Source organism: Erwinia papayae (assembly GCF_058241465.1).
The window spans coordinates 700,587-726,004 of record NZ_JBZCHT010000013.1; the positions used below are offsets into that span (position 1 = coordinate 700,587).

The 25,418-nt window shown below is 44.9% G+C and carries 17 protein-coding genes and 1 pseudogene; 2 read left to right on the forward strand and 16 right to left on the reverse strand.

Going from position 1 to position 25,418, the window contains the following annotated elements; translation table 11 throughout:
- Positions 1-24 precede the first annotated feature (24 nt).
- From AC3RPL_RS19410 to tssH, 16 genes and pseudogenes are all read right to left on the reverse strand, one after another.
- Complete coding sequence (locus AC3RPL_RS19410; protein WP_490741205.1) at positions 25-768, reverse strand: hypothetical protein; 744 nt, start codon at positions 766-768, stop codon at positions 25-27.
- A gap of 15 nt (positions 769-783) precedes the next feature.
- Positions 784-1,053, reverse strand: a complete 270-nt coding sequence (locus AC3RPL_RS19415) for a PAAR domain-containing protein (RefSeq protein ID WP_490741206.1) — start codon at positions 1,051-1,053, stop codon at positions 784-786.
- Between the two features lie 128 nt (positions 1,054-1,181).
- Positions 1,182-3,509, reverse strand: a complete 2,328-nt coding sequence (gene tssI / locus AC3RPL_RS19420) for a type VI secretion system tip protein TssI/VgrG (protein ID WP_490742097.1) — start codon at positions 3,507-3,509, stop codon at positions 1,182-1,184.
- 90 nt (positions 3,510-3,599) lie between these two features.
- The gene (locus tag AC3RPL_RS19425; RefSeq protein ID WP_490741207.1) at positions 3,600-4,250 is read right to left on the reverse strand and encodes a hypothetical protein; all 651 of its coding nucleotides are present in this window, start codon (positions 4,248-4,250) and stop codon (positions 3,600-3,602) included.
- 47 nt (positions 4,251-4,297) lie between these two features.
- Positions 4,298-8,122 carry a type VI secretion system membrane subunit TssM gene (gene tssM / locus AC3RPL_RS19430; RefSeq protein WP_490741208.1) on the reverse strand — a complete coding sequence of 1,275 codons (3,825 nt, stop codon included), beginning with the start codon at positions 8,120-8,122 and terminating at the stop codon, positions 4,298-4,300.
- A gap of 11 nt (positions 8,123-8,133) precedes the next feature.
- Positions 8,134-9,495: a type VI secretion system protein TssL, long form gene (gene tssL, locus AC3RPL_RS19435; protein WP_490741209.1), complete on the reverse strand. Its 1,362-nt coding sequence runs from the start codon at positions 9,493-9,495 to the stop codon at positions 8,134-8,136.
- On the reverse strand, positions 9,495-10,841 hold the full coding sequence (gene tssK / locus AC3RPL_RS19440; RefSeq protein WP_367168038.1) for a type VI secretion system baseplate subunit TssK: 1,347 nt from the start codon (positions 10,839-10,841) through the stop codon (positions 9,495-9,497). Before tssK ends, tssL begins: the two co-directional genes overlap by 1 nt.
- 3 nt (positions 10,842-10,844) lie before the next feature.
- A pseudogene (tssJ, locus tag AC3RPL_RS19445) lies at positions 10,845-11,428 on the reverse strand (type VI secretion system lipoprotein TssJ).
- Positions 11,429-11,522: 94 nt separating this feature from the next.
- Positions 11,523-12,008, reverse strand: a complete 486-nt coding sequence (locus AC3RPL_RS19450) for an Hcp family type VI secretion system effector (RefSeq protein WP_490741210.1) — start codon at positions 12,006-12,008, stop codon at positions 11,523-11,525.
- Positions 12,009-12,179: 171 nt separating this feature from the next.
- Positions 12,180-13,679, reverse strand: coding sequence for a type VI secretion system contractile sheath large subunit (gene tssC, locus AC3RPL_RS19455; RefSeq protein WP_490741211.1), 1,500 nt, complete (start codon positions 13,677-13,679; stop codon positions 12,180-12,182).
- Positions 13,669-14,226 (reverse strand): type VI secretion system contractile sheath small subunit, encoded by a 558-nt coding sequence (gene tssB / locus AC3RPL_RS19460; RefSeq protein ID WP_490741212.1) that lies wholly within the window; start codon positions 14,224-14,226, stop codon positions 13,669-13,671. The genes tssC and tssB overlap by 11 nt, the downstream gene beginning before the upstream one ends.
- A 113-nt stretch (positions 14,227-14,339) precedes the next feature.
- Positions 14,340-14,921, reverse strand: a complete 582-nt coding sequence (locus AC3RPL_RS19465; protein ID WP_490741213.1) for a fimbrial protein — start codon at positions 14,919-14,921, stop codon at positions 14,340-14,342.
- Complete coding sequence (locus tag AC3RPL_RS19470) at positions 14,909-17,530, reverse strand: fimbria/pilus outer membrane usher protein (protein ID WP_490742098.1); 2,622 nt, start codon at positions 17,528-17,530, stop codon at positions 14,909-14,911. The genes AC3RPL_RS19465 and AC3RPL_RS19470 overlap by 13 nt, the downstream gene beginning before the upstream one ends.
- A gap of 108 nt (positions 17,531-17,638) precedes the next feature.
- Complete coding sequence (locus AC3RPL_RS19475) at positions 17,639-18,388, reverse strand: fimbria/pilus periplasmic chaperone (protein ID WP_490741214.1); 750 nt, start codon at positions 18,386-18,388, stop codon at positions 17,639-17,641.
- Positions 18,389-18,537: 149 nt separating this feature from the next.
- Entirely contained in the window at positions 18,538-19,074 is a 537-nt protein-coding gene (locus tag AC3RPL_RS19480; protein ID WP_490741215.1) for a fimbrial protein, read from the reverse strand.
- Positions 19,075-19,151: 77 nt separating this feature from the next.
- Positions 19,152-21,869, reverse strand: coding sequence for a type VI secretion system ATPase TssH (tssH, locus tag AC3RPL_RS19485; protein ID WP_490741216.1), 2,718 nt, complete (start codon positions 21,867-21,869; stop codon positions 19,152-19,154).
- 592 nt (positions 21,870-22,461) lie between these two features.
- On the opposite strand from tssH, the gene tssF reads away from it, so the two are divergent.
- Together tssF and tssG are read left to right on the forward strand one after the other, a co-directional pair.
- Positions 22,462-24,339: a type VI secretion system baseplate subunit TssF gene (gene tssF, locus AC3RPL_RS19490; RefSeq protein ID WP_490741217.1), complete on the forward strand. Its 1,878-nt coding sequence runs from the start codon at positions 22,462-22,464 to the stop codon at positions 24,337-24,339.
- A 1-nt stretch (position 24,340) separates the two neighbouring features.
- The gene (tssG, locus tag AC3RPL_RS19495) at positions 24,341-25,351 is read left to right on the forward strand and encodes a type VI secretion system baseplate subunit TssG (RefSeq protein ID WP_490741218.1); all 1,011 of its coding nucleotides are present in this window, start codon (positions 24,341-24,343) and stop codon (positions 25,349-25,351) included.
- Positions 25,352-25,418: the final 67 nt, after the last annotated feature.

Here is a 25,418-nt window from a genome sequence, read left to right on the forward strand (position 1 = left end):
TTTTTCTCTTTCGATGAGATATTTTCAGGGGCCAGTGATTTCAGAATGTCTTTTTTTTTCCTCACCCAATAATTCTTCATAAGATTCCGTTATATTCATTTCCTTCCAAACCTTCTCAAAAAGTGAAGGGGCAGGAACGATACATTCTGTCAGTGTTTTTGTCTTCATTTCATCTCTGATGGCGTCAAAGTAATCATCATCTCCGGAAAGTTTGTTATTGATTTCAGGACTGTCATCAAAGAATTTTCTGTTTTGCTCCCCCCAGATAAGAAATTTTTTATATTCAAGCTCAAGCTTCTTCAAAACATCAGTTTCGGTTTCAGCACTCTCCATTGCATCACTGAAATAACGCAAATCACCCGTATAATGACCACCATTGGGTAAAATATCTTCTACCTCCGGGATAATCAGATGGTCTTTTTCCTCTTCAGAGTGCACGTTCAGTAAATTGTGTAACATGTCCTCTTGATCGGAAGATTCATCATTTCCGACTTCAAAGGTAAAATTGCCAAGCTGAATAAAAGAACCAAACCGTAAAATATAAGTCTGGCCATGACGTATTTCGATATCATCAACCCGGCAAATATACTCTTCACAATTATTTAAAATAACCGAACCACCCGTGGAGCTGTAAAAATAAACAACGTTATCCTGTTCTTCCTGCCCGGACAGGCTGAATGTTCCTTTTGCCACGTCGAAACAAGCTGCATTTTCAAAAGTGCAGGAGGCTGAAAGAGTAAAGACGCGCTGATTATCTGGCCAGGTCATTGACAGCTGCATTGTTTAGTTACCTATAAATACATCGCCAGAGCCACTTACAATTGGTGCGCCGCAGCCAGTCACATCACCCAGCCTTGCCGCTGGAGAACCGTTAATAAATACCGTTCCAGACCCGCAGGCAACCGGCGCAGCGCCATGCAACAAAGCACAGGGGGCCACGCTCACCCCTACAACTCCAGCCGCTAATCCGTTGATAAAAACATTGCCAGAGCCACTGACCAGCGCTCCGCCATGTCCCGTTGCATCTCCCAACCTGGCAGCATTTTGTGACATATCGCACCTCATTCCATTGAAAATAAATCAGAATTTATTTTTGTGGAGTGGGGCAGGGCTGCTGTCCACTCCATCATCACGACAACAATTCTGGCTGACGAGAAACTGTCACCAGAAGCAGCACTTTATTACTCATCTGGTGGCCCACCGCTTCCCGTTGGATCTGGTGTCGGAGCTTCTGTTGGTGCTTCTGTTGGCGCTTCCGTCGGTGCTTCTGTTGGCGCTTCTGTTGGTGCTTCTGTCGGCGCTTCTGTTGGTGCTTCCGTAGGGGCCGTAGTGGGTAATACGGGTAGCGGTAGAGCCATTCCCACAAAACCAAACGCTGACAGGCCGGGCAATCCGGGCACTGCCCCAGCGCCGCCACCGCCACCGCCACCTCCGCCACCTCCGCCACCGCAATCACAGCAATCACCGGGGTTCAGATCGATTTGTCCTCCCTGAAGAACAATATGATTAGCGACCAGCTTGATTTTGGGGGCGGAGATGCATAAATTTCCACCGGCTGTGACGACAAAAGGCCCGCCAACGGTCATCGTATGTGGGCCACCAATGGCATTGGTGTGAGATCCACCCACAGCCAGATTGTAAGCTCCTCCCACATTCTCAGCCATGGCACCTCCCACAGCCAGGGTATAGGCACCACCAACATTGGTCGCAAAAGCGCCACCAACATTGATTCCTTTCGCTCCGCCAATAATCTCGGATTGCGACGCACCAACCTGAATAGCCAGGCCTATCCCAACAAGAAGGCTGTTGTTACCAACAACGTTGGTTGACTGATTTGCACCAACCAGAAGGCTCTGGTTGCCAACCACATTCGTGGTGTCATCGGTACCCACATAAGTGCTTCTGGTAAGCCCAACTTTAGTCGTCGAGTTGGCACCGATTACCTGATCTTCATTACGCTTCGTCAGGCGGGACATATCACGTTCAGCCTGTTCCCAGTAATACTCCTGGCCTGGCTTATCATCAAACTGGATGCCATTGAAGTTGGTACGTCCTCCTCCGATGGTACGGCTGACTAAGCCGCTTTGCGTGGCATTCTCGGGAAGATCCCAGGGAGGCATGGTGACATTGTTATAAAGACTGCCAAGCACCATCGGACGATCGGGATCACCGTTGATAAAATCAACAATGACTTCATGACCAATACGTGGAATACAGATACCGCCAAAGTTATTTCCTGCCCAGGGCTGGCTGACCCGGATCCAACAGGAGTCTGTTTCACGGTTGATACCGTAGCGGTCCCACAGAAAACGCACTTTGATACCACCATAGGTGTCGGTCCAGACTTCTTCGCCTGGCGGCCCAACCACGACTGCCGTCTGTGGACCACTGGTTTTAGGACGGGTGGCAAGCTGAGGATGACGATAAATTTTGGTGGTGGGCTGAACGGTAAATTCACTCTCGTAACTGAATTCGCCCAATCCTGTTACCTGACTTATCTCAGTAATTTCCAGTTCACTTGAGATAACCATATATTCACGATTGGCTTTTTCTACCGGATATCCCTGTAACTCAAAAACAATACCACAGGCAATTCCCCTCAGTTCACCCTTCCCTACCGCACGAGAGCCAACTGCGCCACGCTCTTCAATACGAATTTTGGCTAACTGCTCACCAATATTGGGCTGATCGTAATCACCGGGCCAGTGGTAAAGCTCCATCTCATTAAAACTGGTTTTGCGGGGTTTACTGTCTATAGCTGAAATATCCGCACGTGACTTGGTGAAGTCATAATCATTGGTGTACCACTTACCGGAAACGATCGTTTCCTGGGAGACAAAGCTGTTGATATATTCCTGATCTGCCTTGGGTTCATCTGGCATATACTGGATAATCTGATAAGCTTCGCTGGCGGATTTCTTATGTGCGCCAACGTGATCGACCAATACCAGCTTATGCTTTTGATCAATATGTTCATAAAACCAGTAAATTCCCCACTCTTCCATCAGACGTTCAATGAAATTGAAGCCTGTTTCACCATACTGCACCTGAAAATCCAGAGAGGGATAACTGCCTGTAAGCCTTTGTTCAACCGGGAAATTATATTCTGAAAGCACCTCTTCAATTATTTCCACTACGGTCTTTTGCTGGAAAATTTTAAAATCCGATGTTAATTCACTCAGGTACAGCCAGGGCCGGAGAATAATATCAAAGATTGCCTGATTGGCATCCCTGCCCACAAAACGCGCCTGCTGGACCAGACCGGAAATCTCTCGTGTGCCTTTTCCAGTGCCTAACAGGACATCCAGTCCGTTACCGTCAAGTTCAATAGTGACGGTCATTTCCTTACCAATTAATGCTTTAATATCTACATTTGAAGCAGACTGCCAGGGAATCAGAGGATTAGCTGGTGTCTTAACGGTAAGAGTGTAGGTATATAAAGTTGAGTAGGCTTCTTTACCTTTAAGTTTTGTCAGGACTAAAGCTGGCTCGCCCAGCAACTGAGGCATTGCTGAACTGCTCAGAGTAATCGTTCTAGACATATCAATACCTGCTAAAATAAATGTTCAAAGTACCAGGCAAAAATTTCTGCCCCACATTTACAATGAAACTTTTTGTGAGTCGATTATTCTTCCATACCTGCTTTGCCTCCACAGCCATACGTTTATATCCGTTTGAATACAGCCCGGCCAACCCTTCCATGGCATGATTTCAACCCCATTGTCGCTATTTATTTTTTCTTCATTATCAGTCAGTTCAGAAAGCAGCAATTCTGAACGATTGCTGAATTTATATTGCTCATTCAGTAATTTTTCCCAAAAGGGAGAATAAGAACGCTGTAACGCTTTTATCCATTCACTTAAATCAGCCCGGTTACTGACAATGCCCTCCTGCCTCTGAGTTCCATTCAGAAGCCTTGAGAGCCAGAAAGCAACGTGAAAATTAGACCGCAGGTTTTCACAAAGTGTGGGATATGACACACAAACATAGAGTGCAAATACCGAATTAATTTCAAAGGTGCTGGCCTCCGGTAAAAAAGCCCCCAGCCAGAAATAATTTTTCTTTTTGATTTTGGCTGGCATAACAAAACACCAGGAGTGATTAATGCTGAGGGTTTTTCCAGGTAAAGTTAAAACCATTTTTGGAATGATACCCTCCAGGATAATATCTGAGATATTCTCCCGCTTCTTTCGAAGTTGACTGAAGAGTCTGTAACCTGGCTTTTCCCTGACAGATATCCTGATGTCCATATTCTTTCCTGATAATAAAAATATGCTTCTGAACTTAATCAGAAACTTCACGGACAATAAAAATTCTTTAACAAATCGATGATTAATTCATTTTTATATGTCAATCCGGTGACTTCAACTTTAATCTGACGATTATGCATATCAAATATCAGAATTGGCTGCCCGGTATCAGAAGTTTCAATATCCTCCACCGTATCCAGCCAACGCATTAACGCCCAGGGGCCTTTTTTGGTTACACCATTATCTTCCAACGTCACACGCGGCCGGGTGCTCATACTTACAACAGATTCAGAACGATTTCCAGGCCATTTAAAAGACTTCGGCAACACAGGGCCATGCGCGTAAGTCATGACATTTCCGTCAAAATTAAGTGTTAACTGAGTCACTGAAGGCGACATGTAGGGAATTGCCGCCGTGTAATTAATTGCCAGTTTGTTGTCACCATTCTGAAAAAAAGCCTTACGGATCTGCTGAGCCTGCTCGAAGATATCCAGAGTTTCAGAAGATTGTGTCTCGACCTCACCTTTATAGCGCCACGGGCGGGTTGATGTGTCCACCTTATCAGCCAGATTCTTTTTGAAGTAATCGTCAACAATACCGCCGGCAGCAAAAAACTGCTCAAAATCCCGCAGGCTTACCTCTTCAGATGCATCTGCGAAAGGATAACGCCCCTGAAGCATTGTACGGCAAACTTCACCGAGACTGGCTGTAATCGTTTTATTCGTATTATTAACAACCTGATGATTTACCCGCTTATAGGCCCCATTAAGCAGTGGGGCAATAATATACTTAAAAGGATCTGGCCATACCGCCGACTCTGCGCTTAACCGTTGACCAGCATCTGAAACGTCTGGCAGATTTCCATTTTTAATCGCGCTGTCGGAGATCACTAAAAGCGTATACTGATCATTTAATACTCCCATGATCGTTGCCAGTTTTGCCCCTGAGTTCGATGTATCAGCTGAACCATTATTACTATTACCACCACCCACAAAATTGCGTAGAGGCGTAAAAAAATTATCAACACCCTGTCGCAAAATTACCTTCTCATGGGCCGCTATGGCGAGATTCAGTTTTGAGGCAGCATCAAGCAACTGGCTGTTCATTCCCATACTGCTGCCCTGACCTTTGAGCAGGCTTTCCGGCTGATCGGCGGCCAGCGTCGTCTGCTTAACCGCCTCCTTCGCCAGATTCACCAGCGGCGAATTTGTGGAAACCAGAGTACGCATCATATAAATATCAAATGACAAACCCATGCTGTTATTATCCAGCTCGTCAGACTTCAGACGAATACTCTTTAAAAAGGTTTGCCAGGTCCGGGTATATTCCTTCAGATAGAGCCGGGTTAATTCATCTTTTAGCGGGTCAGTAATGCCTGCATTCGGATCTGCCTTTAGTGCTTTCAGCGAAGCCAGCGGTTGCGCATTACCCATGACCCAACGATCCTCCTGCTGAAGCTTTCTCAGGATGCCACTAATTTTTTTTTTAAATACCTGATGATAACCATTATAAGTAAAAAGCCCCGGCACCCCTTTTTCAGCCATTGTGGGGTCAATGACGGTGAAAACCTGCCCGGCTTCCTCGTCAGTTATCTTATTCAACGTCAGGTTTTCTGGTGCATCAGCCTGCATTGCAGACTTTACCCGGTCATAAAGACGTGCGCTCAGGAGATTACGATTGAGCAATTCTCTGGCTTCAGTAATAAGCTCTTTATCTGCCGGCTCACCATATTGTCGCCAGTCAGGCTGACTGAATAATTTTTTCAGGTGAGCCATAAACAAACTTCTTTCTTCGTACGGCTGGATCTTACCGGAAATATCCCAGGCAGTAGTGATACTGGCTATCAGATATTCCTGATTAAATTCCCCTTCACCTGAAATCATCAAATAAAGCTTAAGAGCACTATACACTTCCGCCGGATCATTATTGTAAATCGCGTTCTGCAAGGCAGCATGCGACTGGCTTTCAATCATTGGAAAAAGCAATTTTCTGAGAAAGAAATGGTAGAGACCATCAGAATTCCGGTTCAGACTTTTACCAACATACAGGCCATAGCGGTATTCCAAATCTGGATTGAGCACATCCAGCCCGGCGAAATCGGGCAGGAACTGTGCAAGATTCAGTAAGGTCGGAAGCATATTCTGATTTGCCGTTTTCAGAAATGTTTTTACCTCTCCCTCCAGCCTGGCAACTTTCACCTCCACTGCATCCAGATAATTGCCATTATTATGATAGCTATGATAAAGACCACTTAGCAGAAAAACCGCAATCAGCATACAAAAGCAGTGACCAAGAAAATTCTGGAAGCGATATTTCGTTACCACACGGAAATTGTGCCTGACCAGATCGGCATCTTTTATAATAATCTCGGAAAAAAGCTGACGAAGAAAATACTGGCGACCATATGATACATCCTTTATCAGAAAGTCAGCATCTTCCTGTAATGAAGCTGAATAAGCCTGAGCATCCGGAATTCGGTTACTGATAAAATTCCGCCATTTTTGAATCAGTGTAATATCATTTACCATTACACTCTTCTCTGGCTGATGGCTACTGCTGAAATAGACTCCTCGCAGTGAGGTATAGCTTTGAGTTTCATCATAACGTGAAGCGAAGAAAATATTTTGCAGGATCTCCGCCACCCCCTGCGTCAACATCCTGAAGTCCTGCGGCAGGGCATACATTTTTTTTCTGTCAGTATTTTCGTACTCCTCCTGCTGCCGCATTGTCATGTTTCTTTCAATGCGGTTCTCCAGCAAGGTAAGTTCTGACTCGACAACGCTTCGCAATTCCGCAACGGCGGTCTTCATATCATCGCCATAAGGGAACGTGACTCCCCAAATCTGCTCACGTTCCTGCTCAGTGAGGATACGAAAATATTCGGCAAAACCGCTTAGTTGATCCAGTTTGGTGACCACGACATACACCGGAAAACGTACACCCAAAAACTTTCTCGTGTCATCAAGACAGGAACGAATTTTTGCTGACAGGTCGTAGAGTTCCGTTTTGCTGCGGCCCATTACATCAGAGACAGAAACGGTAATGATGACGCCATTTAGCGCTTTAATTGGATGATATTTTTTAATCGACTTCAGCAATACTTCCCACTCTGGCATATTGCTGTGAGCCGCGTCGATATATTTACCCGCAGTATCAATAAACAAAGCTTCGTTGGCAAACCAACACTCGCAGTTTTTGGTGGGCGAACTCTCTTTACAAATACGATTCAACTGCTCCGGCAAAGGAAAATTTTGACCGGAGTGTAAAATAATCGATGTTTTACCTGCCCCCTGGGTTCCTAATACCATGTACCAGGGAAGGTCGCTAAGCGACTTTTTGGGCTGAATGAAACGGCGGATAAACGATATATTCTTACTGATTTTTATAATGTATTCAGCAGCGTTACGGATTATCGCATCAACTTCGTAAATCTGAGTATCAACTTTTACGTCCTTATTACTAAACAGTGTATCGAGTAATTTCGGATTGTTTTTTAATGCCAGAAGAAGCTTCCAGGTTCCGTAAATCAACGCACAAAAAAGAATAACACTGATGACAACAAACCTTGCCATCATGCCCGATAAAGGATAACCATCGCCAATAAAAACATAGGGACCAATAACCCAGACTATTACACAGGCTGTGGCCATCATCACCATAAAAAAAGGAATATTAAACCAAAAACTGATCAAGCAGAGAAGCGCAAGAATAATAAAGATGATACGAGCTTCTGTGCTTTCCAGAGGACGTGTTTCACCAAAGCCCAAAAAAGGACCAAGGAACCAGATTGCAGCGATAAGTAAAGCAAAAAAAGCAACCACCATAAATAGTCTGGTAAATCGCCCTGAGAAGATTCTGTTTAAATAGGACATTATTTAACTCATTAATAAGTCACAAAAAATTCCACACGCCTGTTTTGCGCACGCCCTTGTTTGTCTTTATTACTGCTTACAGGCTGAGTATCACCAACCCCCTGTGCAGTTATTTTTTCTGGTGAAATCCCTTCATCAATAAAATAATGAGAGACATATTCAGCCCGCTTTTCCGACAGTACTTTATTATCAGGGAACGCTTTTGTTTTAACGGGCACCGAGTCTGTATGCCCAACAATTTTCACTACGCCATTTACACGATGAACTTCTTTCGCAATGCGCCGCAGAACAGGTTCCATCTCAGGAATTATCTTATCCGAACCTGACATAAAGATTGAATCACCACGAAAAACAACTTTACTTTGAATCTGCGTCTCATCAACACTGACTAAATTTTTTCTTATCTCATCTTTTAATAAAATAGCCAACCGGAGTCGGGCTACAACAGGCTGTCGGGTGTAATTAAGATACTGCATAGCGTGAATTCTCTGCTGCAAATTAATTTCATGCTTCGACAACCAGTATTTACACCAGATATAGGTTGAGGCTACCAGTACACTGGCAAATAAAAATGTCACCCGAACAGGTATAATCAGGCGTTCTTTTTTTGCCTTGCCGCGAAAAACCAGACCATGAGGAGAAAGCTCGGGAGGCATCGAATCTCTGGTGCTCTGGATAATCGTCAGCAATCGCTGGCGAATCTTGGTCAGTTGACGATCGCCGTCCTCCAGGATGCTGTAACGACCTTCAAATCCCAGCCCCAGAATGCGGAGCAAAACTTCAAGCACATCAACGTATTCGTGGGGATTCATCGACAGCCGGCCAATGAGCAGGAAAAATTTATTTCCGCCGTCATTGTCCCCTTCAAAATGGTTGAGAATATTACTTTGTGACCATCCCCATTGCGCCCCCCAACTGGTCGTGTGAGCCGCCTCGTCCAGAGCAGTACAAATGCAATAGCGCACAATAGCCATTTTTTTCCATGAGATTTCCACCTCATCGCACACCACGCTGAACAAATTAATTTCATTTTTAAGAATGCGTTTCAACACATCCGCATGTTCAGGCGATGACATTGTTTCAGGCATATCGCTTAATGCCCTGAGCAATGGTTGCACAGCCTCCAGTAATGGATTGACGGCAGCTTTAACTTTTAATACGCGTTGCTGAACACCTTCACTTTTCAACGTGGCTTCATTCTTGTCAGCGCCCCGTACAGCAAAACCGTTAAAACTGGCGGTTGATGCAATGTCAGGCGCCTCATAACCATCATCAAGCAAAAATTTGCCCATGGCCTGCGGCGTCAATGTTTCATCAGGTGCCGGTGTTGGATCAGGGATGTCAAAATCCTTCAGCTGGTCAGCTTCACTCATCAGTTTCGAACTCCCCAAAGCTCCATCTTCAGTTCAGGGAAATCACCCGCAACATGAAGAGCCAGCGCTCCTGTCCCTGCAACCTTATCCCAGAATGGGCCACTTTTTAGCAGATCAAAATAGACAAACCCCGACTGATAAGGGATCTGTCGCGGTGGTACTGGCAACGCCTGTAAAACCAGGCCAGGCAAATGCGACCGAACCAGCTCACGTAGCTGTTGTGGAGCACTGATTTTGGTCTGCGCTGAGAATTGCTGTTGCAGAACATCCATAGGTAACTGTGCATTAACTGCGAGTACCAGATTAGAGAATGAGCGTAATTCGCCGGGTAACACTGACGCAGACCAGACACCGTTGCCTTTCGCATGCAGATCTATTAACTGTCCGGCACGAATCAGGATTTGATTGAGTAAATCGTGTAGTTCTTCAACCAATGGATATATAGACTGATAGAGTCGTGCGTGGTCATAGCCCGGCGCACTTTTAGGCCGACGCGTTTTAGTGCGAATAAAGGTCGACAGCTCACCAGAAAATTTCGCCAGTTCCTGATACAACACAATAGGGGCTAACTCGGGGATATTTCTCAGATGGTCAAGAACAGGTTCATATTTGTTAAAGATCTGTAAAAGCAGGTAATCGACAACCTCTGCTCCACCGCTGGCTTTACCATCACTGTTAGATAAACGTTCCGCCAGCATTTCAGCTCGCATTTTTACCAGGCCATTAAGATGAATCAGCCATTCGGTCAGTAAACGACTGGCGGCGTATCCGGTCACGGGTGGAATATAATCTTCAACGTGCAGCAGTACGCTACCATCTGGCTGAATAGCTCTGATTCTGGTTAAAGGCAAACCTATCCAGGATTCGGTCATCTCGCTTTCAGCTACCAGTTTTAGCCGCAGACTCGCTAACTGAACGGGTTTAGGCCCCTGACGAATCGAGTTGGTATCGCTCAGCTCGGTTTCAAAGGCAAAAAAACGCGCCAGTGAACCGTAATCGGCGGGGTCAAAAATAGTTTCATCACTGTTATCCAGCCGCAGTGGCACCGCCAGATAGATCATTTTTCCTAAATGATCCGGACTGATAGTAAGCGGTTCTGGTAGTTCGGCATGACCTGGAATATCAAACGGTGTTCCATCAGGGAGAACGCCTCTTCCAGACCGAAGAACAAGTTTACCGTAAGAAAGCGCATCCAAATCTATGTCATAGTGCGCAAACCCCCAAAAAAAAGGGGTAATAGTCGCCGCACGTTTATGGGCATAATATTCTAAATACCGTTCCTGCTGCTGAAAAAGCTGAGGGCGAAGAAAGAGCCCTTCGCTCCAAACCACTTTATTTGTTCTCATCGGTCAGTCCATTTTATCGATTGAGATTGCTAATGTGTTGAAATGCACGCCGAATACAACCTGTTCCCCAGGCGCTATTTTTCGCCACCAGGATTTCTTCTTATGTTTTTCTTCAAGATAAATAATTTCGCTCCAGCCTGCTTTGTCTATCTCCCGATAAGCAGCCGTGATTCCTATGGCAATATCATCCTTATCAGGAGAAACAGAAATTTTCCTTTTTTCACCTGGCTTTATTATTCCTTCATAAATTTTTGAGACCTCTTCCTTCAGTGCAGAGTTGGTGTTATCAGTAATTGAAAAAAATCACTATTTTCAAAATTATCCACCGCCTTCAATCCATAAACACTGATGCTTAATGGTGACGCCTCGCCTTTTTCATTAATATTGATATCGTCTGCTGCAGTTAAACTAATTTTAAAAGAATTTGATTCCTGTTTTTTTGGCAGTGAAAAACCACAGCCAGATAAAAAAAAAGACAACAGCAGAACCACTGAATAATGGATGAACTTCCATTCGGACTTATTTATTTTTTTAACATGCTGCATCTTATTGTACCTCAACCCACCAAATGGTAGAAAAACAAACATTCACTCCAAATTTTCCTGGTAGCATCAATTAAGATACCGAGTTAAAAACTTGCCACCTGAAGATGGCAAGTTTTATTACAACACTAAAAGTCAATTAACTACTCTGATTAGCTTTAACATCATAGCTGGCTGAGATAACACCAGATTTACTTCCCTCAGAATTTTGCATGACATAATCCTGAGTGACTTTAGTGAAAGAGAATTTAACTTCTTCACATGGACGGGTTTCGTCTACAGAAGAGCCAGTCATGCCAACACGAGTAATAATGACGTCAGTAAATGTGATAGTCAGATACTCCAACGGGTCGCCGCCCGCTTTGCGAACAACAAAAACAATATTCTTGATGTGCTTACCCGTCAGACAATAACTGAGAAGGTTAGGACTGGCTTTATCGGTATAGTGAGTAAAACAGAAATCGTCTACAGTTGCTTTACCGGAGCCACCACCTGAACCACTGTGCATATTTGAATGCTGAGCGACATCCCATTGCCACGTCAGAACTTCGATTTCATTAGTGTGAGAAGCATCAAGTGATTCACCTTCGATGCCATCGATCTTAATAAACATATCTTGTGCCATGATAATTTCCTTATTAGACACTAATATAAAACGTTACACGTGGTGTAACGACCTGCTAAAACAGAGAACTTTACTTAATGTAAAGCAACACTACTCTGCTAATATTTTTATGTAACAGTCAACCTGGAGCCGTAAATACAGTTCCGACAAGCTAAATACAATTTTTTTATATCAGGCAACGCCTTTCAGTGAAGGCAGTTTAGCAACCATACGTAGTGAAACCGTCAGACCTTCTAACTGGAAATGTGGCCGCAGAAAAAATTTTGCCTGATAGTATCCTGGATTACCTTCCACTTCCTCTACCACGACTTCAGCAGCAGCCAGCGGGCGACGTGCTTTTGTTTCGAAAGAAGAGTTGGCCGGATCACCATCCACATAATTCATTACCCAATTATTCAACCAGCGTTGCATCTCATCACGTTCTTTAAATGTACCGATTTTGTCACGAACAATACATTTGAGGTAATGAGCAAAGCGTGAACAGGCAAACATGTAAGGCAAACGGGCCGATAAGTTGGCGTTTGCTGTTGCATCCGGATCATAATATTCAGCTGGTTTTTGCAGAGACTGTGCACCAATGAAAGCCGCATAGTCAGTGTTTTTACGATGAATAAGTGGAATAAAGCCATTCTTGGCTAATTCAGCTTCACGGCGATCAGAAATAGCAATTTCTGTCGGACATTTCATATCGATTCCACCATCATCCGTAGGGAAAGTATGGCAGGGCAAGCCTTCCACTACGCCACCACTTTCCACTCCACGAATTAAGGTACACCAACCGTAATGCTTGAATGAACGATTAATATTTACCGCCATCGCATAAGCTGCGTTAGACCAGACATATTTGCTGTGGTCTGCACCATCGGTGGTTTCTTCAAAGTTAAAATGATCTACCGGATTGGTTCGGATACCGTAAGGCAGACGCGCCAGGAAACGTGGCATCGCCAGACCAATATAACGAGAGTCTTCTGACTGGCGCAGTGAATTCCATGCTGCATATTCCAGGTTCTGGGTAAAAATTTTGGTCAGATCTCGCGGGTTGGCCAGTTCCTGCCACGAGTCCATCTGTAATACGGAAGGTGATGCCCCGGTAATGAAAGGGACATGTGCCGATGCGGCAACTTTGCCAATTGACGATAACAAATCCACATCCGGCGCAGTATGGTCAAAAAAGTAATCAGCAACAAGACAGCCATAGGGCTCACCGCCGAGTTGACCATATTCTTCTTCATAAATCTGCTTAAACAAAGGGCTCTGACCCCATGCGATTCCTTTGTAACGCTTCATGTTACGTCTTAAATCATCCTTGGAAATATCCATAAAGCGCAGTTTCAGCTTTTCATCTGTTTCCGTGTTATAAACCAGATAATGCAAACCACGCCATGCACTTTCCAAAGCCTGAAATTCCGGATGATGCAAAATCAAATTAATTTGCTCCGACAATTTCCGATCAATTTCAGCGATAAATCTTGCAATGTTTTTATAAGCATCCTCAGCAACAGTAACAGAGTTAGCAAGTGCCTGTTCCGCAAGCGTCTTTACTGCATTTTCAACAGCGGCTTTCGCCTGATCGGATTTCGGCTTAAATTCTTTATTCAATAAAGCATTAAAATCACTATAAGTTGTAGTGGCAGCTGTAACCTGCTTATTGTTTTCTACATTAATAGCCATGATTCCCTTCTCTGACCCAATCTTTCCGTGATAGATTACTGGTTGAATTTTTTGGCTTAGGTTCAGCAGCCAGCGTGTTGAGCAGCGTTTTATCATTCAACACTTTCATTACCAGACTTTCGGCACCCGCTTTACCATCCATATAGGTTTGTAAATTGGCCAACTGTGTCCGCGCTTCCAAAAGTTGAGAAAGTGAGTCAACCTTTTTAGCAATTTCGTCAGGAGAAAAATCATTGATACTTTCAAATGACATATCAACCATCAGCTGACCTTCACCAGTCAACGTATTCGGCACCGCAAAGGCGACTCTTGGTTTCATCGCCTTCATACGCTCATCAAAATTGTCGATATCAATACTCAGGAACTTTCTGTCAGCGACCGGAGGTAAAGGTTCAAGTGCTTTACCAGATAAGTCAGCCAGTACTCCCATGACAAATGGCAGTTCAATCTTCTTTTCGCTGCCATAAATTTCCACATCGTATTCTATCTGAACACGTGGAGCACGATTCCTTGCAATAAATTTTTGAGAACTGCTTTTACCAGCCATCACGATATCCCTTTCACTGTGCACATAAAATATTAAATATCTGTTGCCTAACAGTAATTACATAATGAATTTTTACTCACTGCCCCCAATAAAGGCAACCATCCCTCCCTAATCTAATTATAAACGAGCTCAACCCCGGCAAATGATTTTAAAATCCCTGCCGTAACGGCATTATTCCCGCTGGCATAATAACTCGCTGTATATTGATGAGTAACGTCGTCTCCAGAGGAAGAAACAACATAATCCTGACCACTTTCCGTATCATCAATGATAACCTGCGTGCCATCTTCTTTGCGGATTCTGACCTGGACATTTCCACTGTAACCATCCCCTGTTGTATTAATGAGATTACCCGTAGTGGAATCAGCCGAACTCAAGTTGCTGACAAATTTAACCGTCACAGTGCGATCAGAAGGACACTCCTGCAATGCAATATCGAAATTCTTACTGCCAGCTTCATTACCATCAGTTTGCAATGATGAAGTACTGATTGTTGGTAATAATACTACCTCTGAATAAGTTCCACTATTAATGCTGACAATGCAAGTCTCTTCGTTATAAACACCCTGAAAAAGTACTTCAATATTACACCCATTGCTACAATCTGTATCAGCTGCAAGCTGCAAAGGAAAAAAAAGACCTGAAAACATCATCGCAGAAACTGTCAGTCGTATATGCTTATTTAACGAGTACATGCCACCTCCAGTTGTGCCATCTTATTTTCTCCCGTTGCCGAGAGATCGCTACCCGAAAGAATACGACAATTAACAGATTCATCTCCCATGAGATAGAGTGAACCACTGTCGGGATCCCACCCACGTATAAAGCCTTTACCACCCTGACCGATAACGGTCTGGCTGACGCCATCCTTATTAACCAGTTCAGTACCAATTGGCATAAATGCCCCATTACTATACCTGACCGTCAGGATGGCAGGAACACCAATAAGTGTTTTCATGTGAATCAATGAAACTGAGCCAGCACGCGGCACAATAACCCTTTCATTCTCTAAAACGTCAACGGTATCGGGTAATCCTTTCGCATCTATAGAAACGGTGTTCTCACGGTAAGGTGTAAGTGACGGCATAATCGCATAACCATTACTGTCAATTGTTGATCCATAACCATTTGATAATTTCGCGCCTTCCCCGCCGGGCACATCAATAATGGCAAAAGGAGAATCTCCCAATTGCGGACCCAGTGTCGCTCCCCCCTGATGCGCAACAAGGCTGCCATTTGCCGATAACGACATCTGCTTTGTCGACTCACTGTTGTACGAAGCGGTCATCCCAATCTGGCCATAGGGTGAACGATAATTAGCATTACCTGTTACGCCTTCCACATGTGAGCCAGAACTGGAGCGACCATATGAGGTTCCTATACCGTAGTTAAATTCGTTCCTGTCACCCTGACTACCGTTTGCATTCATCTGCAAGGTGGCATTATTTGAACTGTCGCGGGTATATGTCGAATACAGTGAACTGAATGCGGGTTTGGAAACGGTATTATTACGACCTAAAGGTACGCTTACTGAAAAGGTGTAGCTGTTGATATTCTTACCATTGCCCGAGTAGGAGCGGGATGCTGCAAGAGACCAGGAAAAATAGCGCTCAGTTTTATTAAAACTAAGGGTGTATTGTTTAGCCGTTGACCTCTCATCCCAGTAACTGTATATGCTGCCAGATGCATTAATATATGAGTTATTCCACAACCGTTGTCCCATTGTTAAAGTCAGTTTTTCACGGGCACGATAATCAACTTCTTTGTAACTGGAACGTGAACCATATCGGTCAATACTGGCATCTCTGAAGGTATAATAACCTTTTGTGGAGTAACGATAAGCCGCTAAGGTGAAATCTGTTCTGGTCGGTTCCAGATATTTACTGTAACCCACTCTGAAACTATTACCCTCTGATTTACCATCGCGAAGTTCACTTCGCGCGTAGGTGCCGTCGAAATAAATACCGCTCACTGGCGTATTTATTGAATTACCTAAAACAAATGCATTATAACGCTCGGATGCCTGCATACCGCCGTACAAAGTGTACATGCTCGTCAGACCATACTGATATACCCCCTGCAACACAGTGGGGTTATCACGCAAAACATCGTCTCTTAACTGCCCGGCGGACAAACCAAAATTTGAAACACCTTCATGAAGCAACATAGGTGGGGCAGAGAAAGGAACATTCTGAGTGCGCTGCCTGCCATCCGCTTCGGTAATTGTTAATAATAAATCACCGCCATACCCCATTGCACCGATATCAGTTAGTTCAAATGGTCCCGATGGTACCGTTGTTTCATAGATAATCTGACCACGTTGCGTCACACTGACTTTTGCATTCGTTTCAGCCGTTCCACGTAAAACAGGCACATAGTTGCGTATACCCTCGGGTAACATTCGCTCATCTGATTGAAGCTGTATGCCGCGTATGGTAAAGCTGTCAAATACTTCACCCCGAGTATTACTGTCACCAATCGTCAATTGACTTTTTAATGGTGTAATATCGGTCTGCGCGTATCCCAGCAGGCTTTGCGTTTTCATACCATATCGATTCGACCAGTTTGTATTCAACCTTTTTCTTAAGCGCCACCCGGCGAAATTAAATCCGGCCAGCAGACCAATATTATTCGTGTAGGTCGTTTTGCTACTTCCACTATATGTGCTCGATCCGTAGTTCAGGCTGTACAGGTTGGCATTATAATCAATAAATCCTGCGGTAACCCCAGAATCCCAGGTATTAGGGTCGATATAACCACGAGGAAACTGGACAATATTAACCTGCGGCACAACAACAGAAAGCAGGAAGTCACCGCTGTCATAGTTTACGCTACTGCCAACAATCAATGTCTCCAGCAGGTAACATTGCTCAACGCCACTTTGTGAAATTGTTTGCCCGGCTATATTTTGTGCAGGGTTGTTGTCACCCAGTTTAATTCCGAGTGAATCAATTTCACTCAGTGTAAAGCAGGCACGGGCAGTCTGACCCTCTTCCGTGGCGGTAAAACGTATAGTGTGTTTTCCACGGTTCTGATTATTGACAATAACAATAACGGGGTAACTTCCGGGGGAGACATAGTTTCCCCGATTAAAACGTGAAACATCGACGGCAGCGCCATGCATGAATGACGGATTGAATTCGATAACTGCGGGTGCAGCAGCCGCGCTTGCCTCAGAGGAAAGCAAAGTCTCTGCCCTCCCGACAGGAGCAACAACTACACAAACAACACTGATTGTTGTTATGATTTTTTTGGATGAAATTGCGCACAGCGGCGTGATCTTCGCTTTGCTAAGTAAATTCATTTTTGATTGATGCACCTGGTAAGCTCCTTTTCCAGTCGGCTGCCGCATACTGTCTACGGACTGCGCATTCACTCCCCCTGTCTGACTTTGCACACTCCGAGATTAGATTTAATTATCTTGCTGCAAGACTAATTTATTTCCATCAGTAATTTTGAGTTTACCGTTGTAAGTAGAACCATAGTCATTAATCAACTTAAAGGTTATTTCGCTTAAACCAGTAATGGTGCTTTTATTTTCAGAAATGAACTCTTTATTACCAAATGGTTCAATCATATCTGTAGATAAGGTTACAGATTTACTACCGACCTGAGCATTGATACTGTCAAAAGAAAGATAATAAGGTGTTGGATTAATAACCTTGATTCCCTTACCGCCTGACAATATCTCCCATTGAATTTTATCCACTTCAGCTGTACCAGAACTTGATAATGCTTTTGGGCGGTAAAATATTTTTATCCTGGTCCTGAAGGCAAGCTCCAGCCGGTCAACATTCTCCATATTTTTAACAACCGGAGGCACTTCCAGTAAATTAAACCAGAATACCGATTCACGGTCCTGCGGCAACGCCATTCCATTGTAAATGAGACGAACACTTTGCCCTTTACCGGATTCAACCCGATAAACAGGTGGAGTAACCATAAAAGGAACTTTCATTGCATTAACATCGGCATTAGCATCACCATCATCCACCCAGACCTGTACTAATGCAGCGTTTCCACTTTTGTTATTTGTCCGAACATTTACCTCCTTTTCATTCCCCGGAAAAATTATCCTGGTGCCACTAATCGTCATTGCTGCCCATCCGTTATTAATTGCGGAGAGCATAAAAAGGGCTGAAATGATTATTTTAATCAGCATAGATTTACCCGAAAACTTTCGCTTTTAATTAAATTTAATACAGGCCTAGTCTACCTGATTAAAAATACCCCAGGCCTTTAGAATATAAGCAGGAGTAAACTTACATTAATTCAGAGTCACTCTTACTAACTTGTGCTTTAAACGCTAATTTATGGATATGCCAGAGTATATTGAGCCTGGGCATAAACTTTACCAGCAGTAGTCACACCTGTAGCGTAGTAGCCACCATAGTAACGCATAGAAGCCTTACCAGAACTTACGGTCGCCGTATCCCCTGTAGATCCCAGAGCCAGTGGCTGTTCATCAGAATTGTACAAACGTACTTCAACGTTAGTTGCAGCTGTATCCGTACCGCTGTAAGTATTGGTCAGGTTACCAGTAGACGAATTAGTACCGCTACCACCAATCGCTTCGAAATGCGCAGCCACAAGGGTTATCGCTGTAGGACAGTCGCTAACATTGATATCAAATAGTTTTGAGCCACCGGTAGCACCGGCTGTGGCTAAGGTTGTAGTAGACAGGGTGGGTAAGGTTACAGTGATATTCTCGCTGTCGGTATCAATGGTGCAGGTTTCAGTAATCAGCTCACCATTAAATGTCACAGTGCCCTGAGTTGCAGCGTTTGCAGCCTGAGAAGCCGTCATGCCCAGTGCCAGCGCGCACACAATCACTTTTAAATTACGCATAAAATTTCCTGTTTATAAATACGAATTAATTGCATTTGACACACACATAACTGTGTTTGTGTCTGTCAGTTCCATTGCTACTCATATATTTCTGCTTCTGTTTTCACTTCCTCTTTTTTCATTTCCTCCTGTTGTTGTTGAAAGATAATCGCTATGTCATTTTTCTGACTTATTTCCAGTCGAATATTCTGGCCTGCTATTGCCATTTCACTATTCAATATGAGGCGTCCCATTTCGGGTACGATGTTTTGTTCGATGAAGCGAATCAGCATCCTGGCACCCGTTTCCGCCACCGTGCACTGCCCGACGATGTAATGCACTAATGCATCGGTGTAATGGAGACGGGCACCATGCTGTTGCAGCAGCCTCTCTCCCAGACGATCGAGGTGCAACCGGACAATGTGTTGCAACGATTCCTGATGTAATGGCAAATAGGGCACTACAGCCAGTCGCCCCAGGAATGCCGCCGGGAAAGATTTCAATAACTCAGGTTGCAGTAATTTTTTCAGACTTTCTGCATCAGGAGCAGTATCAGGATCGGTAAACAGGCTGCTTATTAATTCACTACCGACATTGCTGGTGAGCAATAAAATGGTATTTTTAAAATTAATCTGGCGCCCTTCACCATCCTCCATGCATCCCTTATCAAACACCTGGAAGAATAATTCATGTACATCCGAATGCGCCTTCTCAATCTCGTCCAGTAAAATCACACTATATGGCTTACGGCGAACCGCCTCGGTCAAAACACCACCTTCGCCATAACCCACATAGCCTGGCGGCGACCCCTTCAATGATGAAACCGTATGCGCTTCCTGGTATTCACTCATATTAATGGTGATAAGATTTTGTTCGCCACCATATAACTGCTCAGCAATTGCCAGAGCCGTTTCGGTTTTACCAACACCTGAAGGCCCGACCAGCATAAAAACACCAATTGGCTTCCTCGGATCTGCCAGTCCGGCACGGGCGGTCTGAATACTTTCGCTGACCTGGTTCAGGGCAAACTGCTGGCCAATCACCCGCTCTGCCAGTCTTTGTGGCAACTCCAGTACGGCTCGAATATCGTCCTTCATCATCTGACCAACAGGAATTCCGGTCCAGTCAGCGACAATACTGGCAATAACGCCCGAATTTACTTCCGCCTGAATCATGGGCTGTTCGTGTTGAGCTGTGTGGATACTGGCTTCCAGGGAACAAAGCTGACTTTGCAGCTGACGTATCTGATCATCATCCGGATTATCCTGTTCGGCCAAATCCTGGAGCTCTTTTCGTACAGCGATAACAGAAGAAACCAGCTCTTTCTCCTGCTGCCAACGCTGCTCAAGAAGTTCTTTCTTCTCTGTATGCTCTGCTATGTTCTCACGCAGTGAAATGGCACGATTGTTCTCCCCTTTACCGAAATGTAACGCTCTTTCAACCAGCGAAAGCTCGGTCTGCACTGTCTCCGTCTTGAATTTCAGGATCTGTAGTTCTCCGGGTGGAGCATGCTGCGCAACCGCCACTCTTGCGCACGCGGTATCAAGCAGACTGATTGCTTTATCAGGCAGCTGACGAGCCGGAATGTAACGATGAGAAAGGCGAACCGCAGCCTGGATAGCTTCATCCATAATCCAGACACCGTGGTGTTTCTCCAGCATCGATATAAGTCCCCGAAGCATCGAGATTGCAGTTTCCTCATCAGGCTCGTTGACCTGCAATACCTGGAAACGACGAGTCAGTGCCGGATCCTTTTCAATGTGCCGTTTGAACTCACTCCAGGTCGTTGCGCCAATGGTTCGCAGCTGCCCCCTCGCCAGAGCGGGTTTAAGCAAGTTAGCCGCATCGCCGGTACCGGCTGCGCCTCCCGCACCGACCAGCGTGTGCACCTCATCAATAAATAAAATAACGGGTTGGGGCGAAGCAATAGCCTCCTCCAGAACCGATTTAAGCCGGGCCTCAAATTCGCCTTTCATGCTGGCACCTGCTGAGAGTGCTACAACATCCAGCGTCAGCAGACGTACATGGGAAAGCGCAGGAGGCACATTACCCGCCACAACAGACTGAGCAAGTCCTTCAACAACAGCCGTTTTCCCCACGCCCGCCTCCCCCGTCAGCAACGGATTATTCTGGCGACGGCGTAGCAGAATATCGATCATGGTATTAATTTCATGATCGCGTCCCAGCACAGGATCAAGCTTCCCTTCACGAGCCAGCGCGGTAAGGTCGGTGGTATATTGCGCTAAACCAGCGCTGTTTTTTTGTCCTGCCAATGCGTGACTGGCTTCACCTGGAATTGCACCTTCTCTCTGGGCACTGCCCTCACTTGCGGCTTCGTTCTTTTCAGCAGAAGTCTGGGTGATATAACCAAAATCGTTGGTCAGATGTTCCAGAGAAATACGCTCAAATGCGGGAGAGATGTCAAATAATGCGCGACGTAGTTCCATTGTGGTTAACATCGCAATCAATAAATGACCACTGCGGATATGATGGTCAAAATATTCAAGACTGGCATAAATCCAGGCTCTTTCAATCGCCAACTCAATATGATAGGAAAAGTCAGAAATAGTACTTGCGCCCGAAGGCAAACGAGTTAATGCCTGAGCGAATCCACGCTCCATAGCATCGAAATCAACTTCAAAATGACGCGCTATTAAACGTAAATCACTTTCTTCCTGCTGCCAGAGCTGATTCAGCCAGTGAACCAACTCAACATAAGGATTGCCACGTAATTTACATACGGTTGTCGCGTTTTCAATACTTCTGAATAATGTAGCGTTAAGCTTTCCAAATAAATTCTGCCGGGTAATAGCCATAATGATAGTCCAATTCCTTTGGGCTTTTATACGTGCACATCCATCGTGCCTCAAACGTGTAATACTATGCCGCGAAGGTCACAGAAAAACAAATCAGACAACCATCGTCGATCCAATTTTAGGATTTTTGACCGAAAAAAAATCCTTCCCCCCAATACGCATCAAGGTCAATTGTTTATTATTAAAGGTATTTTCTTCAGAAGATATTGAAAAATAAATCTCAGGATGAACAATTACAGACATCTTCAGATTGAGTCGTCATAACTGGCATGATATAAGGTTCCGGACGCGAACAAGGAGGGGCGCACAATGATTCCAGCAGGATACTGGGTGAAAGGCATACCGTCTCTGTTATTATCTGACGCATTAAATAAAGATCCTGACACCTCACCCACACAGGTGTTTTCGGGAATTAACACTATGTTTAGTTTAGCCATCTTTCAGGCTGTGCTCTTTACGATTATCATCGAAAAGTTTACAACTCCGGGTGATATTCACCCAGCATTCAGGCCGTGTTGAATGACGCAGGCCAGGGCTTGATATCCCAGGAAAACGGAAATTTAATAAATAATTAAATAATGGGGCTACACAGTTGGATCATAAATTTCTTGATTATTATAATCATGAACTGACATTTATGAGAGAAATGTCACATGAGTTCGCCGATAAACACCCTAAAATAGCTGCCCGTCTGGGGATACGAGGGATTGAAATTGCTGACCCTTATGTTGAAAGGCTGATTGAAGCATTTTGTTTTTTATCTGCCAGAACACAAATAAAACTGGATGCTGAATTTCCAAAATTCACCAGAAGACTTCTGGATATTGTTTATCCAAACTATAACTCACCTACTCCTTCAATGGGTGTTGTTCAGTTGACACCAAACCTGAAAGAAGGTGATCTTACTCATGGCTATCTGGTTCCCAAAAACAGCGCGTTTTATACCAGAATATTACCCGGAGAAAATTCACGCTGCGAGTTTCGCAGCGGACAGGAAGTCACGCTTTGGCCAATAGAAATGACCGAGGCGCGTTTAACTTCTATTCCCCCTGACCTTCCTAATCTTGAAAAATACCGTATTGCGTATTCAAAGCTTAAAGGTGCATTACGTATAAAGTTAAAACTACAGGGTGATAAGACTTTTTCGCAACTGGAAGGCCTGAGCGAACTACCTCTTTATATCGATGGTGATGAAAGAGTGGTTTCCCATATTTTCGAGCTGGTACATACCAGTAATATTGCGATGATCATCCGTTCCGGTGATATGAAAACGCCGGATGTGGTGATCAACCAGCAACCACTGGCTTTCGAAGGACTGAAACCTGACCAAACCCTGCTGCCAATGGCATGGAACATGTTCCATGGACATAACTTAATCCATGAATATTTTGCCTGCCGCCAGCGTTTTTACTTCTTTACCTTAACTCAACTGGATCAAGGGCTACGTCACAATCAAACCAATGAAGCAGAATTAATTATCTTGTTAGATCGCCTGCCCCAGAATCTGATTGGACACGTTGACCCCTCTAAGTTTCTCCTGTTTTGCACCCCGGTGATTAATCTTTTTTCCAAAGTCGTCGACAGGATTGAAGTTAACCGCGCGCTCAATGCCTTTCACGTTGTTCCCGACCGCAGCCGGCCTATGGATTTCGAGGTATTTTCAGTCAACAAGGTTCTTGGTCAACAGGCGGAAAAAAGTGAAGAGGTTGTATTTAATCCACTTTATCAGACGCGGCACTGCGACTTCGGCAATTTCAGCCGGTATTTTTCAATTCAACGCGAAATCAGGACCAGAGAAGAAACGACCAGAAAATACGATACAAGAACGCCTTATATGGGCACAGAAGTCTTCGTATCACTGGTCGACCAACAGGAAGCCCCGTATGCCGATAACATCAGATATCTGACCGTCGAAGCCATGGTTACAAACCGGGACCTTCCTCGTCTGATCTCAAGAAGTGGTAGCTTTGAACTCTCAATGAATGATGCAGTACCGGTTACGGGTGCGACTTTTATTTGTCAGCCCAGTGCCCCCCGTGCTCCTTTCGCACTCGGTGAGTCTGCATGGCGGTTGATTCGTCAGTTAAGTTTCAACTACCTGCCACTTTCTGATATGGAACACAGCCTGGGAGGAGAATCCCTGCGCAGCATGTTGCGACTTTTTCTTAACAGTTCAGATCTTGAGTCTGGCAGCCAGGTCAACAGTCTGATTGGTTGTAAAAGCGAACCGGTGATTCGCAGACTCCCTGGTGATGGATTGATGGTCTATGGTCGTGGAGTGCGTTGCACGTTGACTATCGATGAAGAAGGTTTTTCTGGAGTGAGCCCGTATCTGTTCGGGTTGATCATGGAAAATTATTTATCCCGCCATGCCGCCATCAATATTTTTACTGAAACAGAATTGCATTCAATGCAGAGAGGGCTGATCGCAAGCTGGAAGGGACGTCCTGGTAAGAGAGGGGCGCTCTGAAGTGGAAAGTAATCTGTCGGCGCTGGACGCCTGGTTTAACAACGAGCAACCATGGGATGCGGGTTTTATCAGCCTGATGCGGGCTATTGCAGCCAAAAACCCATTAACACCTCATCCGGGTACATCAACATTGCCTTCTCAGGAGAAATACCGCATCGGCCAGTTGGCCACGATGATTTTTTCGCCACGCGAGATAGCACGTATCAGCACTGAAGAGGGCAGGACGAGGTTGCAGCTTTTCGGTCTTGGCATATGGGGCCCCCAGGGCGCAATGCCGTTGGGTATATCAGAATTGATCTACTCCCGGGCAGAACTGCATGACCAGACGATGATTGATTTTCTTGATATTTTTCATCACCGCGCACTCTCTTTGTTTTATCGGGCCTGGTTTGTAGCACAGGATACCGCGTCACTGGATCGCGCTGATGATGAGCGATTTTCCTTCTATGTTGCAAGCCTGGCTGGCATGGACCCGCAGGAACTCAACAGCAAGGTTCTGCCGACGCATGCGCGTCTTGCTTCTACTGCCCATTTAATTCGGGAAGCGCGTAATCCGGAAGGTCTGCTTGGCGCATTACAATATTATTTTGAAGTACCAGCCAGATTAGAAGAGTTTGCCAGCCAGTGGATTTTTCTGGCGCCACAGGATCAGTCAATCTTAGGCGAAGACAGCGGTGCAATGACGTTAGGCGATGGCGCTATTCTGGGCAATACGGTGAAAGACAGACAGCATAAATTTAAACTCATTCTTGGACCGCTGACGCTGCAACAATATATGCGTTTCAGCCCCTGGGGACAAGATTTACCCGTCCTGCGCGAATGGGTACGCAACTTTATTGGCTTTGAGTATGCGTGGGATACCCAGTTAATGCTGGCAGCCAGTGAAGTCCCTCAGGCCACTTTGGGCGGTGAGCATCAGTTGGGCTACGCCACCTGGCTTGAAAGATATGAAACCGATCTTCCTGTCTACGGTATGAGCTTTGAACCTGAACTTTATCAGGAAGGAGCATGACAGAGACCATTATTGGTAACGCGAACAGGGACAGGATCAATAACAGCCATTTTTCAAATAAGGATGA

What these genes read in the sequence shown, in the direction of transcription:
- AC3RPL_RS19410 (WP_490741205.1), bottom strand. Translation starts at nt 768, where the DNA reads ATGACCTGGCCAGATAATCAGCGCGTCTTTACTCTTTCAGCCTCCTGC.
- AC3RPL_RS19415 (WP_490741206.1), bottom strand. Translation starts at nt 1,053, where the DNA reads ATGTCACAAAATGCTGCCAGGTTGGGAGATGCAACGGGACATGGCGGA.
- tssI (WP_490742097.1), bottom strand. Translation starts at nt 3,509, where the DNA reads ATGCCTCAGTTGCTGGGCGAGCCAGCTTTAGTCCTGACAAAACTTAAA.
- AC3RPL_RS19425 (WP_490741207.1), bottom strand. Translation starts at nt 4,250, where the DNA reads ATGGACATCAGGATATCTGTCAGGGAAAAGCCAGGTTACAGACTCTTC.
- tssM (WP_490741208.1), bottom strand. Translation starts at nt 8,122, where the DNA reads ATGTCCTATTTAAACAGAATCTTCTCAGGGCGATTTACCAGACTATTT.
- tssL (WP_490741209.1), bottom strand. Translation starts at nt 9,495, where the DNA reads ATGAGTGAAGCTGACCAGCTGAAGGATTTTGACATCCCTGATCCAACA.
- tssK (WP_367168038.1), bottom strand. Translation starts at nt 10,841, where the DNA reads ATGAGAACAAATAAAGTGGTTTGGAGCGAAGGGCTCTTTCTTCGCCCT.
- AC3RPL_RS19450 (WP_490741210.1), bottom strand. Translation starts at nt 12,008, where the DNA reads ATGGCACAAGATATGTTTATTAAGATCGATGGCATCGAAGGTGAATCA.
- tssC (WP_490741211.1), bottom strand. Translation starts at nt 13,679, where the DNA reads ATGGCTATTAATGTAGAAAACAATAAGCAGGTTACAGCTGCCACTACA.
- tssB (WP_490741212.1), bottom strand. Translation starts at nt 14,226, where the DNA reads ATGGCTGGTAAAAGCAGTTCTCAAAAATTTATTGCAAGGAATCGTGCT.
- AC3RPL_RS19465 (WP_490741213.1), bottom strand. Translation starts at nt 14,921, where the DNA reads ATGTACTCGTTAAATAAGCATATACGACTGACAGTTTCTGCGATGATG.
- AC3RPL_RS19470 (WP_490742098.1), bottom strand. Translation starts at nt 17,530, where the DNA reads ATGAATTTACTTAGCAAAGCGAAGATCACGCCGCTGTGCGCAATTTCA.
- AC3RPL_RS19475 (WP_490741214.1), bottom strand. Translation starts at nt 18,388, where the DNA reads ATGCTGATTAAAATAATCATTTCAGCCCTTTTTATGCTCTCCGCAATT.
- AC3RPL_RS19480 (WP_490741215.1), bottom strand. Translation starts at nt 19,074, where the DNA reads ATGCGTAATTTAAAAGTGATTGTGTGCGCGCTGGCACTGGGCATGACG.
- tssH (WP_490741216.1), bottom strand. Translation starts at nt 21,869, where the DNA reads ATGGCTATTACCCGGCAGAATTTATTTGGAAAGCTTAACGCTACATTA.